Source organism: Paenochrobactrum pullorum, assembly GCF_041929845.1.
Taxonomy (GTDB): Bacteria; Pseudomonadota; Alphaproteobacteria; order Rhizobiales; family Rhizobiaceae; genus Paenochrobactrum; species Paenochrobactrum pullorum.
The window spans coordinates 1,225,122-1,241,372 of sequence record NZ_JBHEEH010000001.1 but is presented as its reverse complement, the minus strand read 5'-3'; the positions used below and the strand labels follow the sequence as shown (position 1 = coordinate 1,241,372).

At 48.2% G+C, this 16,251-nt stretch carries 14 protein-coding genes; 8 read left to right on the top strand and 6 right to left on the bottom strand.

All coding sequences use genetic code 11. The features are described from left to right. Nucleotides 1-42 precede the first annotated feature (42 nt). The 6 genes from JNC77_RS05925 to JNC77_RS05900 all read left to right on the top strand — a co-directional run bounded on the left by JNC77_RS05925 (nt 43) and on the right by JNC77_RS05900 (nt 5,289). Complete coding sequence (locus JNC77_RS05925) at nt 43-849, top strand: ABC transporter substrate-binding protein (RefSeq protein WP_374830304.1); 807 nt, start codon at nt 43-45, stop codon at nt 847-849. A 146-nt stretch (nt 850-995) separates the two neighbouring features. Next, nucleotides 996-1,715: an ABC transporter permease gene (locus JNC77_RS05920; RefSeq protein ID WP_374830302.1), complete on the top strand. Its 720-nt coding sequence runs from the start codon at nt 996-998 to the stop codon at nt 1,713-1,715. Beyond that, complete coding sequence (locus tag JNC77_RS05915; protein WP_374830300.1) at nt 1,712-2,560, top strand: ABC transporter permease; 849 nt, start codon at nt 1,712-1,714, stop codon at nt 2,558-2,560. Before JNC77_RS05920 ends, JNC77_RS05915 begins: the two co-directional genes overlap by 4 nt. A gap of 22 nt (nt 2,561-2,582) precedes the next feature. Beyond that, complete coding sequence (locus JNC77_RS05910) at nt 2,583-3,224, top strand: glutathione S-transferase family protein (RefSeq protein WP_374830298.1); 642 nt, start codon at nt 2,583-2,585, stop codon at nt 3,222-3,224. Nucleotides 3,225-3,351: 127 nt separating this feature from the next. Beyond that, on the top strand, nt 3,352-4,221 hold the full coding sequence (locus JNC77_RS05905; protein ID WP_374830296.1) for an NAD(P)-dependent oxidoreductase: 870 nt from the start codon (nt 3,352-3,354) through the stop codon (nt 4,219-4,221). A gap of 183 nt (nt 4,222-4,404) precedes the next feature. Beyond that, nucleotides 4,405-5,289 (top strand): DMT family transporter, encoded by an 885-nt coding sequence (locus JNC77_RS05900; RefSeq protein ID WP_374830294.1) that lies wholly within the window; start codon nt 4,405-4,407, stop codon nt 5,287-5,289. 47 nt (nt 5,290-5,336) lie between these two features. Here the strand turns inward: JNC77_RS05900 and JNC77_RS05895 are convergent, their stop codons facing one another. The 4 genes from JNC77_RS05895 to JNC77_RS05880 form a co-directional block, all read right to left on the bottom strand. Then, nucleotides 5,337-6,203, bottom strand: a complete 867-nt coding sequence (locus tag JNC77_RS05895) for a glycine betaine ABC transporter substrate-binding protein (protein WP_374830292.1) — start codon at nt 6,201-6,203, stop codon at nt 5,337-5,339. A 105-nt stretch (nt 6,204-6,308) separates the two neighbouring features. After that, nucleotides 6,309-7,214 carry an ABC transporter permease gene (locus JNC77_RS05890; RefSeq protein ID WP_374830290.1) on the bottom strand — a complete coding sequence of 302 codons (906 nt, stop codon included), beginning with the start codon at nt 7,212-7,214 and terminating at the stop codon, nt 6,309-6,311. Nucleotides 7,215-7,306: 92 nt separating this feature from the next. Further along, the gene (proV, locus tag JNC77_RS05885) at nt 7,307-8,539 is read right to left on the bottom strand and encodes a glycine betaine/L-proline ABC transporter ATP-binding protein ProV (RefSeq protein WP_374830288.1); all 1,233 of its coding nucleotides are present in this window, start codon (nt 8,537-8,539) and stop codon (nt 7,307-7,309) included. A 358-nt stretch (nt 8,540-8,897) separates the two neighbouring features. Next, entirely contained in the window at nt 8,898-9,035 is a 138-nt protein-coding gene (locus JNC77_RS05880; RefSeq protein WP_374830286.1) for a hypothetical protein, read from the bottom strand. A gap of 253 nt (nt 9,036-9,288) precedes the next feature. Here JNC77_RS05880 and JNC77_RS05875 point away from each other — a divergent pair, with 253 nt between their 5' ends. Next, entirely contained in the window at nt 9,289-9,966 is a 678-nt protein-coding gene (locus JNC77_RS05875) for a DsbA family oxidoreductase (RefSeq protein ID WP_374830284.1), read from the top strand. A 45-nt stretch (nt 9,967-10,011) separates the two neighbouring features. On the opposite strand, the gene mfd is transcribed toward JNC77_RS05875, so the two are convergent. Together mfd and JNC77_RS05865 are read right to left on the bottom strand one after the other, a co-directional pair. Then, nucleotides 10,012-13,509 carry a transcription-repair coupling factor gene (mfd, locus tag JNC77_RS05870; RefSeq protein WP_374830282.1) on the bottom strand — a complete coding sequence of 1,166 codons (3,498 nt, stop codon included), beginning with the start codon at nt 13,507-13,509 and terminating at the stop codon, nt 10,012-10,014. A gap of 53 nt (nt 13,510-13,562) precedes the next feature. Beyond that, nucleotides 13,563-13,880, bottom strand: coding sequence for an FAD assembly factor SdhE (locus JNC77_RS05865; protein ID WP_374830281.1), 318 nt, complete (start codon nt 13,878-13,880; stop codon nt 13,563-13,565). 159 nt (nt 13,881-14,039) lie between these two features. Here JNC77_RS05865 and recG point away from each other — a divergent pair, with 159 nt between their 5' ends. Further along, entirely contained in the window at nt 14,040-16,157 is a 2,118-nt protein-coding gene (recG, locus tag JNC77_RS05860; protein WP_374830279.1) for an ATP-dependent DNA helicase RecG, read from the top strand. Nucleotides 16,158-16,251 lie beyond the last annotated feature (94 nt).

Below are 16,251 nucleotides of genomic sequence, written 5' to 3'. Positions count from 1 at the left end.
CGCATCATCGTAGACAAAGGCCGCATACGAAAAGAGGGAAAAATGCGTCTATCAAAAGGTATGACTTGTGCCGTTTCGGCTTTTGCTTTCGCACTCAGCCTCAGTGCTGCTGGTGTTACCACTGCGTCTGCTGAAGAACCTTTGAAGCTAAAAATTGCGTCTGAGGGCGCTTATCCGCCATTCAACTTCATCAAACCTGATGGTACATTATCCGGCTTTGATGTCGATATCGCCCATGCTCTTTGTGAAGAGATGAAGGCAGAGTGTGAATTTATCACACAAGAATGGGACGGTGCTATTCCGGGTCTGCAAGCCGGCAAATTTGACGCTTATTTCGCATCAATGTCGATTACAGATGAACGTAAAAAACAGGTGGATTTCAGCGGAAAATATTATAATACCCCTCCGGGTATTGCAGTTCCAAAAGACAGCACCATTACCGGTATGACCAAAGAGGATCTGGCGGGTAAAACCATTGGTGTGCAGGTTTCAACCACGCACGCCAATTATTCTGAAAAAACCTTCACCGATAGCGACATTAAAGCTTATCCGACAGCCGAAGAATATCGTCTCGATATGGCGAATGGTCGTCTGGATGCTGTCAATGATGATAGCGTTACCTTGATGGAGTGGCTCGACACACCGGATGGCGCTTGCTGTAAATTATTAGGCACTTTCCCGCCTGTTGTGGAAATTCATGGCCCTGGCGTTGGTGCAGCCATCAAAAAAGGCCGCCCTGATTTGCAAGAGAAGCTTTCTGCGGCGATCAAAGCCATTCGCGCCAACGGAAAATATAAAGAAATCAACGACAAATATTTCTCGTTTGATGCCTATGGCGCAGAAGACTGATCAATGAATAAACGGCCTTTCTTTCATACAGGAAAGGCCGTTTTTGCTTAAGATACCAAATAAGCAGGCCATAGAACCAGCGCGCGGGTTCGCTTTATTAAATTTAAGCCCCCGCGAAATATGAGAAAGAAAAGGCGCATGAGCGCATGGATTATTATTTAAGTTTAATTAGTTTTGGGCCGGACGGATGGGCAAGCAATATTTTATCCGGTCTCGTGATTACTGTTTCACTGGCAGTTGCCACTTTGCCCATTGGCCTCGCACTCGGTTTTATCGTGGCCTTGGGCAAACAATCACCCGAACCGTCTCTGCGTCTTGCTTCCAATATTTATACAACCATTTTTCGTGGACTGCCTGAACTTCTCACACTGTTTCTGGTTTATTTTGGCGCGTCTTTGCTCGTGCAAAAATTGGTTGATGCGTTAAGCCTTAATATTCAAATCGAAATCAATTCCTTCATGGCAGGCATGATGGCTTTGGGTTTTGTTTTCTCGTCTTACTCAAGTGAAGTGTTTCTGTCAGCTTTCAGAGCTATTCCCGCCGGTCAATATGAAGCAGGTTACGCCATCGGCTTGTCCAAATGGCAGACCATGCACAAGATCATATTTCCGCAATTGATCCGTATCGCCCTGCCCGGCCTTGCCAATCTTTGGCTGGTTTTGCTCAAAGACACATCGCTTGTCTCTGTCATTTCACTTGCGGATATTATTCGCCAAACATCCATAGCGGCGCGCGTAACCAAAGAACCGTTTCTATTTTATGGCCTTGCCTGTCTGCTCTATCTCATATTAGCGATTATTTCCTCTTATTTCATCAACAAGATTGGTGATTGGGCAAGCAATAATAAAAAGGAAGGCAAAGCATGAGCAAGCACATGTCTTCCACCGCTATGAAACGCACCGATGAGGAATGTCTGGCACCACCTGCAATAAAACGTGGCTGGTCAAAGGCGCGTATTAGCGGTTATGTGCTCATGGGCATTTGGCTGATCATGTTTATCGGACTTGCCATTTATCTATTTAATTCTTGGCAGATAGATCTGGTTCAAACCTATGCTCCGCGCTATTGGTCAGGCCTGCTCACCACATTAAAACTTGTTTTCATATCCATTTTTCTCGGCGCTATCGTTTCACTGCCGGTCGCAGCAGCGCGCATGTCCAATTCGAAGATTTTGCAATGCATTTCTTATGCTTATGTCTATTTCTTCCGCGGCACGCCGCTGCTCGCACAAACATTTTTGATCTATTACGGCTTCGGCACTTTCCGGCCTTTTCTGGAAAGTGTCGGCTTGTGGGTATTTTTCCGTGATGCCTGGAACTGTGCCATTCTGGCTTTCACACTCAACACATCTGCCTATCAAGCGGAAATTTTGCGCGGCGCCATTCAAAGTGTCGCAGTCGGACAGTGGGAAGGTGCTGCTGCCCTTGGCCTCAATAAGCGAATTACATTCTGGAAGATTATTCTGCCGCAGGCCCTCATTGTGGCTCTGCGCCCTTATGGCAATGAAATCATCCTGATGATCAAAGGTTCAGCAATTGTCGCCATTATCACAGTTTATGATTTAATGGGGGAAACCAGACGTGCCTATTCACGCACTTTTGACTTCCAGACATATCTGTGGGCAGCCGTTTTATATCTTACCATCGTCGAAATATTGCGTCATATTTGGGAATGGATTGAACGCAGGATTACCAGACATCTAAAACGCTAATATGCGTATTTAATGACCTGATATGACAAAACGCAAAGGGAAAAACATGAAAATCTGGGGACGCGATAATTCAGGCAATGTCAAAAAGACGCTTTGGACAGCCGCTGAACTCGGACAGGATGTGGAATATATCCATGCCGGTGGCAAATATGGTGGCCTGGACAATCCTGAATTTCTAAAGCGCAATCCCAACGGCAAGGTGCCGCTTTTGGAAGACGGTATGTTTTACCTTTGGGAATCCAATGTCATTGTGCGCTATCTGGCGGCAAAATATGGCAAAGAAAGCCTTTGGATAGAAGACCCTGCCGAACGTGCAGCCGCTGAAAAATGGATGGACTGGACATCAAATTCCGTTGCACCGCATTTCCGCAATATCATCCAGCATGCAGTGCGTTTGCCGCAAGATGAACGCGACCCGAAAATACTGGAACAATCCGTGGCCGACCTTGCCAAAGTGCTTGAGATTGCCAATGCGCATCTGGCTGATAATGAATGGATGTCCGGCAAAACTTTCGGCATCGGCGACATTCCTTTGGGGGCCAATCTCTATTTATGGTTTGCTTTGCCACTCGACCGTCCATCATTGCCTCATATTGAGCGCTGGTATCAGCAATTGGTGGTACGTCCTCATTATCGTGACCGCGTTATGACCACTATTGAATAATCGGTCAGCAGCAGAGCGGCTCCAATAAAACGAAATCGTTGAACCGCTCTTATTTTTTGTTTTACGTATTATCCGGGAAAAACTGCTCCGTACGTCTTCCGGAAATGCTCAAAAAGGAATTTCTACTATGGCAAAAGTTGCTTATCTCGGTCTTGGGGTTATGGGGTATCCAATGGCCGGTCACCTTAAAAACAAGGGTGGCCATGAAGTAACCGTTTACAACCGGACCACTGGGAAGGCTGAAAAATGGGCCAAAGAATTTGGCGGAATCTTCGCCGCCACACCTGCGGAAGCCGCCAAAGATGCCGATTTTGTTTTTGCCTGCGTTGGCAATGATGATGATTTGCGCTCTGTTACTTTAGGTGAAAATGGTGCTTTTTCATCCATGAAAAAGGGCGCTTTTTTCATTGATAACACCACCGCTTCCGCAGCCATTGCCAGAGAACTTGGTGAAGCGGCACAAAAAGCCGGTTTCAAATTCATGGATGCACCTGTTTCTGGTGGTCAGGCAGGAGCCGAAAACGGCGCACTCACCGTTATGGTCGGTGCAGATGAAAATGATTTCAACACGGCAAAACCGGTGATTGAGGCCTTTGCCCGTTCAGTCGGCTTGATGGGGCCAGTCGGCGCCGGACAATTGGCCAAAATGGTCAACCAGATTTGCATTGCCGGCGTTGTACAAGGTCTGGCAGAAGGTATTCATTTTGGCAAAAAAGCCGGACTTGATATCAGCAAACTGATCGAAGTGCTCTCAAAGGGGGCAGCTGGCTCATGGCAGATGGAAAACCGTCACAAGACCATGGATCAAGGCGAATATAATCACGGTTTTGCTGTGGACTGGATGCGCAAGGATTTAAGCATCTGCCTTGATGAAGCCAACCGCAATGGTGCAATGCTGCCTGTGACAGCGTTGGTCGATCAGTTTTATAAAGAAGTACAAAAACTGGGTGGTGGCCGTTGGGACACGTCTTCTTTGCTTGCCCGACTGGAACAATAATTTTCATCCGGCTCTTTACGTTGCATTGTCGATGATTATCTTTTAATAACTTTCAAAAGAGCCGTTTCGCGGCTCTTTTATTCTTTCCCAACCGACAGCAAATGCTTAATAAGCATCCCTGAATGGCAAACTATTTTGCCCGTAAGCATGCCCGCCGGTTTGTTTTTTTGTATTGGCGAAATAATGTTTGCGAGCTCTAAAAAAACTCCCGTAAATCTGGCTATGATTGCGCTCTTTTTGGGTGGGGTGGCTATCGGAACCTCTCCTATTTTTGTTCGCCTTTCCGAAACCGGTCCACTGGCAACAGCTTTCTGGCGTCTAGCATTAGCATTGCTGCCTTTATTGGCTATCGATAAAATATTTATCACACCGGTGCAAAGAGCGGAAACAACCACTTGGAGTGACTATTTTGAACTTGGTATTCCGGGTTTATTTTTAGCAGGTGATCTGGCGCTCTGGCATGCAGCTCTCAACATCACCACTGTTGCCAATGCGACATTGCTTGCCAATATGGCGCCTATTTTCGTGGCAGCCGGTGCGTGGATATTCTTGGGCATCCGCCCGACCCGCCCTTTTGTCATCGGCCTCATACTTGCTTGTATTGGTTTGGTGGTTTTAAAGGGCGGCGTGGCAGGACTGACTGATGGTCAGGTCAAAGGTGACGGCCTCGCTCTGATAGCGGCAATGTTTTATGCCGGTTATATTTTATTTCTTGGCAAGCTGCGGGCAAAGTTTACCGCCATGCAAATCATGATTGCCAGTACAATCTCCGCCAGCCTTGCCATGCTGATCGTATCTGTGGCGTTTGAAACCAATCTGTTTCCACTGACCCTTTATGGCTGGGGAATTCTCATCGGGCTTGCTCTCATTGCCCATGCAGGCGGTCAGGGGCTAATCACCTATGCTCTGGCCTATCTGCCTGCCTCATTCTCATCGCTGACTTTGCTGATCCAACCGGTTGTGGCTGCCATTCTGGCATGGCTCATCCTTAATGAGCCAATCGGTATGATGCAGATTATCGGCGGTATCATCATTATTTGCGGCATTTTATTTGCTCGCCGCAGCTAATTAAAAAAGCGGCGGCTTCATATTAGAAACCGCCGCTTTGAGTTTACTTATTTGTCTTCAACCCATTCCTTGATGCGGTCAGGGTTTTCTTCAATATATTTATCGACCGCTTTTTCATAAGAAGTTTCCTGCGCATTGAACATCGCAGCTTCCAGCTCATCAATCGGCAGTTTCATCCGTTTCAAGAAACCGGCAGCTTCAGGATTTTCTTCTGAAAAGCCCTGACGCGCCAATACATCGACATGTTCGGCATCGCCTAAAGCTTTTTCCGGATCGTCAATATAACGCAGCTTATATTTACCGAACATCCAATGCGGGCTCCAAGCGGTAGCGACAAACCAACCGTCTTTACGCATTTCACGATCAACAGTTGTGAGCATCGCTGCTTCACTGGAAATCTGTAATTTGTAATTCAAACCATAAGATTTAACCGCTTCTTCCGACAAGCGGGTGAGACCGGCACCCGGATCAATGCCCTGAATCTGGCCTTTCAGTTTTTCCTGAACTTCAGCCTTTTTCAGATCTTCAATCGAGTTAATCTCGCTTTCCGGAATATATGCCGGCACTACCCAGCCAAGCTTTGCGCCCTCATAGACGGGCCCTAAGTTTTCAACCTTGCTTTCCACACGCTTATAATAATCTTCGTGCGTTGCAGGCAGCCATGCCATCATCATCGCGTCCAGATCACCACGGCTTACGCCCTGATAAAGCGGTGCTACATCGGTCTGAACCAGCTCGACCTTCTGGCCATATTTATCTTCGAGAAGCTTGGCTGCGAGCTTGGTAACAAACTCCGCATCAGACCACGGTGCCCAACCCAGTTTTACGGTCTTAGCATCCTGTGCCAATGCTGAAGTTGCCATAGTTCCCGCCAGCAATGCCGCCAGGCTTAGACGTGTCAGTTTCCCAAACATATCTTCTCCTTTTCGGTTTTTATTTTTTAAATGCATCGCTTCATGTGTTCAATTTTTGAAAGAACAATTCAAAAAGTGATGCATAAATTCACTATCAAACAGCTTTTATGCTTCCTGTTTATTCAGCACAGGCTGTTTTTCGTCGCTTCCATTTTTCTTGAAAAAAGCAAGGCGCTTGAGGAAGCCCGAACGCTCCTTGCCAAAACTCTGGGTAATCCGGTCAAGCACGACCGCCAGAATAACCACGGCCAGACCACCTTCAAAACCAGTGCCCACATCAAGGCGCTGAATGCCGGTGAGAACCGTATTACCAAGACCACCCGCACCAATCATGGATGCGATCACTACCATCGACAGCGACAGCATGATGGTCTGATTTACACCCGCCATAATGGACGGCATGGCATTGGGTAATTGTACCTTGAACAGAAGCTGTTTGCCGGTACAACCAAAGGCAAGACCAGCTTCAATAAATTCGCCATCAACCTGACGAATACCAAGATTGGTAAGACGCACCACTGGCGGCATCGAGAAAATAACTGTTGCAATGGTGCCTGGCACAGCGCCAAGACCAAAGAACATCGCAGCCGGAATGAGATAAACAAAGGCCGGCATGGTTTGCATCAGATCGAGCACTGGGCGCGTGATGGTCGCCACTGTTTCACTGCGCGCCATCCAAATGCCGAGCGGTATACCAATCAGCATGGCAATAATTGTTGCCGCCAGCACGAGTGACAGGCTTTGCATCATGCCTGACCAAAGCCCCATATGCAGCACTAGTGCCATCGCGATCAGTGTAAAAATAGCAAATTTTCCACCAACGCGCCACAGGCTGAGCGCTGCCAAAATAATGATGCCAGCCAATGGTGGCAATGACAGCAAGACCTGTTGGATGCTGCCGGTTACCAGCCCGATGGCCGCAGAAATTGCGTCCAGCAGCGGAGTGAAGTGATCTAGAATATAATTGACGAGAATATCGGCACCTTTACCGATACTAAATTCGAAATTCATTTTATCCGTCCGTTCCGGATGCTTTTATGCATCCTTATCTTTGTTTCCACGCACACAATTCCAATGCTTCACAAGAAGCAGAATGGTTGCGCTCAACCGGCACGGTCGAGAGTTTCAAGCAGTGCAGTCTTGCTGATCGCACCAATATAGCGGTTATTTTCATCCACCACCGGTACAGGCCAGCGGCTTTCAGCCACACGCCCCAGCACATCAGACAAGGATTCTTCCGCCTGTATCGGCTCTAAATCCGGAATGAAAGCTTCACGGTAAGGCTGCTCAACTTTAGATTTCAAGCGCTCAATCAGCGCATCCTTACTGATCATACCATGATAACCACGATCACGACCAACAATGATTGCCACTTCACGACCGGCACTTTCCATTTGTTTTAGTGCTGCCGCAGCAGAAACACCATGACGCTCAATAATGGTCAATTGTGTGCTGCGGGCAATGTCGCCTGCCTTGAAGACCTGTGAAACATCCACATTTCGGAAGAAGGAACGCACATAGTCATTGGCTGGTTGCGAGACGATTTCATCCGGTGTTCCCACCTGCACAACCTTGCCATGCTGCATAATGCAAATACGGTCACCAATACGCATTGCTTCATCCAGATCGTGACTGACGAAAATAATGGTGCGGCTGTTTTCTGATTGCAAGCGGATGAGTTCATCCTGCATTTCAGTACGGATAAGTGGGTCAAGAGCCGAGAAAGCTTCATCCATCAGCAAAATAGTCGGCTCGCTTGCCAGAGCACGCGCCAAACCAACGCGCTGCTTCATACCACCTGATAATTCATCAGGCTTGCTATGCGCATAGGCCTCAAGGCCAACAGCTGCAAGCGTTTTCATCGCTTTTTCATGACGTTCGGCTTCACCAACACCGGCAATTTCCAAACCAAAAGCTGCATTATTCAACACAGTTCGGTTCGGCAACAACGCAAACGACTGGAAAACCATACTCATATCACGGCGGCGCAGATCAATCAGTTCGGCTTTCGACATTTTGGTTATGTCGCGGCCATCAACTTCAATGACACCGGAAGTTGGTTCAATGAGGCGGTTCAGCAATCGTAACAGTGTTGATTTTCCGGAGCCTGAAAGCCCCATAATAACGAAAATCTCACCTTCCATAATATCAAATCCGGCATCATCCACACCAATGGTACAGCCAGTTTCTCGATGAATATCAGTCTTGGATTTTCCGGACTTTAATTCTTTTAGAGCGCGCTCCGGTCGGTCGCCAAAAACTTTGAAAACATTTTTCAAAGAGATTTTTATTTTTTCGGAAGTTTCTTTACTATCGTTATCCGTAATAAATACCATACATTAAAATTAACCCTGCCTTGTCGGGCAGACCTAACCTCCTTAAACAAGTAAACATGAATTATTATACTAAAACCATAAGTATAAACTTAAAAATTTTAGTATAAAAAAATCACCAAATTCAGATTTCACGATTATTATATAGATATTTCATTTCGTGTCCACCCGAACACGAGATTCTATTCATATGAGACACTTCTAAATCTTGCTCGATCCCGTATTCCACAAGGGACAGAGCAGCATGAAATTAATTAACTCAAACAGGTTTTATCCCCTCCCAAATGCTCCAAACAAGAGAATAAGGGTTTGATAAAAGTTTGCCGAAACCATCAAAAATACGGATCAATGAATCAGTTTTTTACTTCAAAGCCACCTGAAAGCGCTTCAAATCCAGCTGCAAAATGCCAAAATCGCTACTTATATTATCTGATTTTTCAATAAAAGCGGAACCATTTTCCGCGTCAGCAGTTTGCTTTTTTATAGAAGCTTTTTTCACCAATGAGCTTTGTAAACAAACCAATAAAGAATTTGAAAAAGGAGACACTCATGTTACGTGCAGGAATTTTATGGATGATGGGCGTGCCGTTTTTTGCAGTGTTGGTTATCTGGTATTTCTTCTTTTAACCTAAAATGTAACACCTGTGAGAAAAGTATAATTTTGCCAGCACAAAACAAAGTTTCCCCTTACAATAAAGTCAAGTCCTGAATATGTTTTGTGAATGAAAAGTGCATTTTTAAAAGGATAAATCATGCCTGCCAAACCAATAACCATCGATGTTATATCGGATGTGGTATGCCCGTGGTGCTTTGTAGGCCGCAAACGCTTACAGCAGGCTTTAGAACTGCTGCCAGATGTGGAAGCCACAGTTCGCTGGCGTCCTTATCAACTTGACCCGACCATTCCGTCTGGTGGCAAAGACCGCCAAGCCTATATAAAAGAAAAACTGGGTTCTGCGTCGCGGATTAATGAAATTCACGATCAGCTGATTAAACTTGGCGAAGATAATGATATCGAATTTGATTTCGATGCAATTGAAATAGCACCCAACACATTGGATGCGCATCGCGTCATTCACTGGGCAGCACAGGCCGGTATACCGGATGCACAAGACAAACTGGTTGGCGAATTGTTCTCACGCTATTTCGAGCAAGGCCAAAATATCGGTGACCATAAAGTGCTGGTGGAAGCAGCGGATAAAGCTGGCCTTGAAGCACCGGTGATTGAAAAACTACTTGAAACAGAAGCTGACAAACAAAATATTGTCCAAGAGATCGAAACAGCCACCCGCATTGGTGTGCGCGGCGTACCTTGCTTCATTATCGATCAGAAATATGCCGTTATGGGCGCACAAAGTGCAGAAGTCTTGGCTGATGCAATCAGCCAAGCCGCCAGCGGATTTGAACCCGGCATCATTGAAGACCGTTAATTAAGGACTTCATTTCAACTGAAATTTAAGCAGCTGCGTGAGAGATCACGCAGCTGCAATTTTTGCGAGCTGCGTCATCACAACAGCCGCGCCTGTGAGGCGTTTTTCCGGTGTCGGCCAATCGCGGATCAGCACAATGCTTTGATCCGGACGAATTTTAGCCAGCGAACCCTGCTCACCAATCATTTTCACCAGACCGACCGGATTAGGGAATATCTTGTCACGGAACTGGATAACAATGCCCTTTGGCCCTGCATCCAGTTTCTCGACATTAGCCTTGCGGCATAGCGCCTTGATGAAGACGATTTTGAGCAAATGCTGCACTTCTTCGGGCAGCGGACCAAAACGGTCAATCAGCTCGGCGGCAAAGGCATCTATATCCTGCGTTTCTTCCAGATCGGCGAGACGACGATAAAGACCAAGGCGCAATTGCAGATCCGGTACATAAGTTTCCGGTATCATCACAGCCGTGCCGATAGAAATCTGCGGCGACCACTGACTATTTTCCACCACTTCCGTGCCCTGCAATTCGGCAACCGCCTCTTCCAGCATTTGCTGATAAAGCTCGAAACCAACCTCTTTAATATGGCCTGATTGTTCTTCACCCAGCAAATTGCCCGCCCCGCGAATATCCATATCATGGCTGGCAAGCTGGAAGCCGGCACCAAGCGTATCCAAGGATTGCAGCACTTTTAGGCGTCGTTCTGCCGTTGCAGTTAATGTGCGCCCGACCGGCAATGTAAAGAGCGCGAATGCACGCTGCTTGGAACGCCCCACCCGCCCGCGGATCTGATAAAGCTGCGCCAGACCAAACATATCAGAACGGTGAACGATCAGCGTGTTAGCGGTCGGCACATCAAGACCGGACTCGACGATTGTGGTTGAAAGCAGCACATCATATTGGCCTTCATAGAATGCATTCATGATGTCATCAAGCATACCCGGTGCCATCTGACCGTGCGCTACAGCCACTTTCAGTTCCGGCACATGTTCATCCAAAAATTCGTTGATCTCAGCCAGATCAGACACACGCGGACAAACATAGAAACTATGACCGCCGCGATAGTGCTCGCGCATCAATGTTTCACGGATCACCAAAGGATCAAACGGTGAAATGAATGTACGCACCGCCATACGGTCAACCGGTGGCGTGGTAATCAGTGACAATTCACGCACACCTGTCAGCGCCAATTGTAATGTGCGCGGAATTGGTGTGGCAGAAAGGGTCAACACATGAACGTCTGATTTCAAATCTTTCAGACGCTCTTTGTGCTTCACGCCGAAATGCTGCTCTTCATCGATGATGAGAAGGCCTAGATTTTTAAACTTGATGCCGTTGCCAAGCAGTGCATGGGTACCGACGACAATATCGACCTTGCCGTCTGCCACATCTTTTTTGACCTGCGACAACTCCTTGGCACCAACCAAACGTGAGGCTTGCGCCACATTGATCGGCAGCCCGTGGAAACGCGCTGAAAATGTCTTGAAATGCTGGCGCGACAGCAGCGTTGTCGGCACAACTACAGCTACCTGAAAACCATTGAGCGCAGCAATAAAGGCCGCGCGCAATGCCACTTCGGTTTTACCAAAGCCCACATCGCCGCAAATCAGGCGATCCATCGGACGACCAAGCGACAGATCATCAGTGATTGCCTCAATGGCGCTCAACTGGTCTTCGGTCTCATCATATGGGAAGCGCGCTGCAAATTCAGCATAAAGCCCTTCTGGCGGCGGCATTACCGGCGCACCCCGCATCTGACGCTCGGCCGCGATCTGAATGAGATGTCCGGCAATTTCCAGCAATCGCTTTTTAAGCTTGGCTTTACGTGCCTGCCATGCACCGCCACCAAGCTTATCCAAAAGTGCCGTCGAACCCTCACCGCCAAAGCGTGACAAAAGCTCGATATTTTCCACCGGCAAGAACAGACGGTCATCGCCGGCATAGTGAATTTCCAAGCAATCATGTGGCGCACCGGCAGCCGTGATGGTTTTCAGCCCAATAAATTTACCAATACCGTGATCGACATGGACGACAATATCGCCAGCCGTCAGCGCCCCTGCATCCGATATGAAATCCTGATCACGCTTGCGCTTCTTGGTGCGGCGCACCAAACGGTCGCCTAAAATATCCTGCTCGGCCACCACCACAAGATCGCTGGCAGTGAAACCACTTTCAATCGCCAACACGGCCGCGGTTATTTTATCACGCGACAAGGCTTTAACGGTGCGCAGCTCATCAACCGTTTCGATCTTTTCAAGACCATGCTCGCCGAGCACTTGCATTAACCGGTCAAGCGAGCCGTCGCTCCATGCGGCAAGCATGACTTTTTTACCTGACGCCCTAAGATCAGCCAGGTATTTAACCACCACTTCAAAGAGGTTCACATCAGTGGCGGCACGTTCTTCAGCAAAGTTTCTGGCTGCCTGCACATTGGCATGAATGACGATGCGGCCTGCCACTTCCGGCGCGCCAAACGGCGTTAAATCAATGCGCATACCGGCAGCTTGCGCGTGCTCCTGCACTTGTTTTGGCGACATATAAAGTGCGGACGGACGCACTGGTTTATAAGGCACACTATCGCCCGGCTCTTTGCCCGTGGCCTGACGTTCACGCGCTTCATAATGATCAAGCACCAATGTGTGACGCTCAGCCAAAGCCTCAACAACAAGATGATCGAACACCACCGGCATAGAACCGGCGTGATCAAACACAGTTTCCAGCTCGTCATAAAAGAGCGGCAACCAATGTTCCATACCGGCAAAACGGCGCCCCTCGCTGATAGCCTGATAAAGCGCATCATCACGGGATGGCGCTCCAAACATCTGCACATATTGCGTGCGAAAACGGCTGATCATTTCCGGCGAGAGCGTAATTTCGCTCATCGGCTGAAGAACAAACTCTTTTTGATTGCCACTGGTGCGCTGGCTGCCCGGATCAAAAGTGCGAATTGATTCTAACGTATCGCCAAAGAAATCAAGCCGCACAGGTTCTCCTGTTCCAGGTACAAAGAGATCTAGAATCCCACCACGCACAGCAAATTCGCCCACATCGCGCACGGTGGGCACACGTTCAAAGCCATTGCGCTCCAGTTTTCCAGCCAGTTCGTTCATGTTGAGACGATTGCCCGGACGCGCCGAAATCACCTGATCGGAGAGTGCTGCGCGCGGCGGCAGTTTTTGCAATACTGCATTGGCGGTGGTTAAAATAACCGCCGGATGACGTTGCTGTTGCAAATTGGATAAATGTGCCAATGCTGCCAATCTGCGCGCACTGGTATCGGCACCCGGTGAGACGCGATCATAAGGCAAACAGTCCCATGCAGGCAGGTGCAGCACCGGAAGATCAGGACGCACAAAGTTTAAAACCTGCTCCAGATCCGCCACACGCTGGCCGTCACGCATTACAAATAATAAAGGGCCGCCCTCGCCGACTTCTTCAACTAATCTGGCAAGGCAAAAGCCTTCAAAACCATCCGCCACACCATCAATAGTGACATGCGCGTTTTTTGAAGGCTTCAAACCAAATTTGGAAAATACGGACATCAGACAAAACTCTATGATTTACATTGCAGCAGGTGATTTCAAGACGGATATTACTAAAATGCAATACGTTTGCGGAAATCTATAATATCGCGGAACAATGGCGTATCAAATTCTGCGGGGATGGCACTTTCACCGGTTACCCATTTAAACAAGTCACGATCCAGCACTTCCAGCAAATGCTCATATTCATCAAGTTGAGCATCGGTGAAACCGGCAATATATTCATCTGCATATTGGCCGAAGATGATATCCATCTCTTTCATGCCGCGATGCCATGAACGAAACAACAATTTTCTGCGTCTGACATCAAGATCAGCTCTTGCCGCTGCTCTATCAACCGTTGCAGTTGTGGCTTCAGTACTGTCAGTCATAAAAATGCACTCCGCTTCAACTCTATTCACTTCGCTATACAGTATTTATTTGCAATGTGGGAACCTGTTTTGCTCTTTTAAGCAATCCAGAACAAAAAGTGCACAAATTTTTACCACAGTGACTTGCATGCAACGAAAATCCGTTTAAAGCTTGGGGTCATGCGCCCTTCACTGCTTGATCCGTTTTTTGCCTCCGCCAGAACACTTCCCGGTATCGGGCCAAAAGTGTCGCTTTTGCTTGCAAAATTACTCGGCACAGAACCAGGGCATGAGCCACGTGTCGGACAACTGATTTATTATCCGCCAAGCTCGGTGATTGACCGACGCTTCCGCCCGACTGTCAATTTGGCCGAACATGGCGCTATTGTCACTTTGGAAGTGGTGGTGGATTTTCACCAACCGGCTTTTTCTGCGTCCGGCAAAACCCGCTCAAATGCGCCGCATCGTGTTATTGCCCATGACGACACAAGCGAAATTACGCTTGTATTTTTCCATGCACAGATACCGTGGCTGCATAAAGTGCTGCCTGAAGGCGAAACGGTTGTTATTTCCGGCAAAGTGGAGTGGTTTAATGGACGCGCCCAGATGGTGCACCCGGATTATATTGCCAGTATTCATGACACCGACGCCCTGCCATTATTAGAAACGGTCTATCCGACCACGGCTGGCCTGTCGCCCAAGACGCTCAACCGCGCCATTGATGAAGCCTTAACCCGCATTCCGCAATTGCCGGAATGGATTGATGAAAGCCTGATCAAACGGGAAGGTTTTCCCGATCATAACCAAGCTTTAAATCATATGCATCAACCGGAAGAGCCACAGGATATTGATCTGGAAAGCCCATACCGCCGGCGCTTGGCTTATGATGAATTACTGGCTGGACAATTGGCTTTGGCATTGGTGCGCGCAAAAACACGCAAACTCTCTGGGCGCACGTTACAGGGAACCGGCAAAATTATTCAGAAGGTTTTGCAAAAACTGCCTTATCAATTAACCGGCAGCCAACAGACAGCCATTCAAGAGATTATTGCTGACTTGAAAGAGCCGCAGCGGATGCTGCGCTTACTGCAAGGCGATGTCGGTTCCGGCAAAACCATTGTCGGTTTGCTTGCCATGGCACATGCGGTGGAAGCTGGCGGTCAATCAGCCCTAATGGCACCAACAGAGGTGCTTGCACGCCAGCATTATGCAACGATCGCACCTTTGGCGGAAGCTGTCGGCTTGAAAACCGCGCTTTTGACAGGTCGTGAAAAAGGGCGCGAACGTCAACGTATCTTGGACGAGTTACGCATAGGCGAAATCCACATTATCATCGGAACCCATGCGTTGTTTCAAGAAAAGGTCGAGTATCATGATCTGGTGCTCGCCATCATTGATGAGCAGCATCGTTTTGGTGTGCATCAGCGCCTGATGCTGACGGCCAAGGGCACAGCACCTGACATGCTGGTGATGACTGCGACCCCTATTCCACGCACGCTCGTGCTCACCGCCTTTGGCGATATGGATGTATCCAAGCTTACCGAAAAACCTGCAGGACGACGCCCGATCACCACGGTGACATTACCGCTGGAACGTCTGGACGAGTTGATTGAGCGCATGCAAAGCGCCGTACAAAACGGGCAGAAGATTTACTGGATCTGCCCGTTGGTGGAAGAATCGGAACATGTCGAACTTACTTCCGCAGAAGAGCGCTTCCACACCCTGCAAACAGTGTTCGGCGATCAGGTCGGCCTTATTCATGGCCGTATGACCGGCGCCGAAAAAGACGAAGCCATGCGTGCCTTCAAACAAGGTGAAACAAGACTGCTGATTGCCACCACCGTTATTGAAGTGGGCGTCGATGTCCCGGATGCGACCATCATTGTCATTGAACATGCCGAGCGCTTCGGCCTTGCGCAATTGCATCAGTTGCGCGGTCGTGTCGGGCGCGGTGAGAAAGCCTCATCGTGCCTACTACTTTACAAAGGCCCGCTTGGTGAAATATCCAAAGCGCGTCTTAAAGTGATGCGCGAAACCGAAGATGGCTTCCGTATCGCTGAGGAAGATTTAAAACTGCGTGGCGAAGGTGAATTGCTTGGCACCAAGCAATCCGGCACCCCCGGCTTTAAACTGGCTTCGCTTGAAGTGCATTCTGATTTGTTAGAAATTGCACGTAAAGATGCACGGCTGGTACTGGAGAAAGATCCAGAGCTAACTACACCACGCGGCGAAGCACTACGCACCTTGCTCTATTTGTTCAGCCGTGACGAAGCGATCCGGCTTTTACGCGCAGGATGATTCATTTTTAGCAGAATCAAAGGATGTTTCCGATTGTTGGAAGCATATAAATTTCACTCTAGCTGTCTGATAAATCGGCACTTTTTAGCTTTTC

Bases quoted from the DNA above. Each gene is read 5' to 3' on its own strand.
- JNC77_RS05875 (WP_374830284.1), top strand. From the start codon at position 9,289: ATGCCTGCCAAACCAATAACCATCGATGTTATATCGGATGTGGTATGC.
- JNC77_RS05890 (WP_374830290.1), bottom strand. From the start codon at position 7,214: ATGAATTTCGAATTTAGTATCGGTAAAGGTGCCGATATTCTCGTCAAT.
- JNC77_RS05905 (WP_374830296.1), top strand. From the start codon at position 3,352: ATGGCAAAAGTTGCTTATCTCGGTCTTGGGGTTATGGGGTATCCAATG.
- JNC77_RS05925 (WP_374830304.1), top strand. From the start codon at position 43: ATGCGTCTATCAAAAGGTATGACTTGTGCCGTTTCGGCTTTTGCTTTC.
- JNC77_RS05920 (WP_374830302.1), top strand. From the start codon at position 996: ATGGATTATTATTTAAGTTTAATTAGTTTTGGGCCGGACGGATGGGCA.
- mfd (WP_374830282.1), bottom strand. From the start codon at position 13,509: ATGTCCGTATTTTCCAAATTTGGTTTGAAGCCTTCAAAAAACGCGCAT.
- proV (WP_374830288.1), bottom strand. From the start codon at position 8,539: ATGGTATTTATTACGGATAACGATAGTAAAGAAACTTCCGAAAAAATA.
- JNC77_RS05900 (WP_374830294.1), top strand. From the start codon at position 4,405: ATGTTTGCGAGCTCTAAAAAAACTCCCGTAAATCTGGCTATGATTGCG.
- JNC77_RS05895 (WP_374830292.1), bottom strand. From the start codon at position 6,203: ATGTTTGGGAAACTGACACGTCTAAGCCTGGCGGCATTGCTGGCGGGA.
- JNC77_RS05910 (WP_374830298.1), top strand. From the start codon at position 2,583: ATGACAAAACGCAAAGGGAAAAACATGAAAATCTGGGGACGCGATAAT.
- JNC77_RS05915 (WP_374830300.1), top strand. From the start codon at position 1,712: ATGAGCAAGCACATGTCTTCCACCGCTATGAAACGCACCGATGAGGAA.
- JNC77_RS05865 (WP_374830281.1), bottom strand. From the start codon at position 13,880: ATGACTGACAGTACTGAAGCCACAACTGCAACGGTTGATAGAGCAGCG.
- recG (WP_374830279.1), top strand. From the start codon at position 14,040: ATGCGCCCTTCACTGCTTGATCCGTTTTTTGCCTCCGCCAGAACACTT.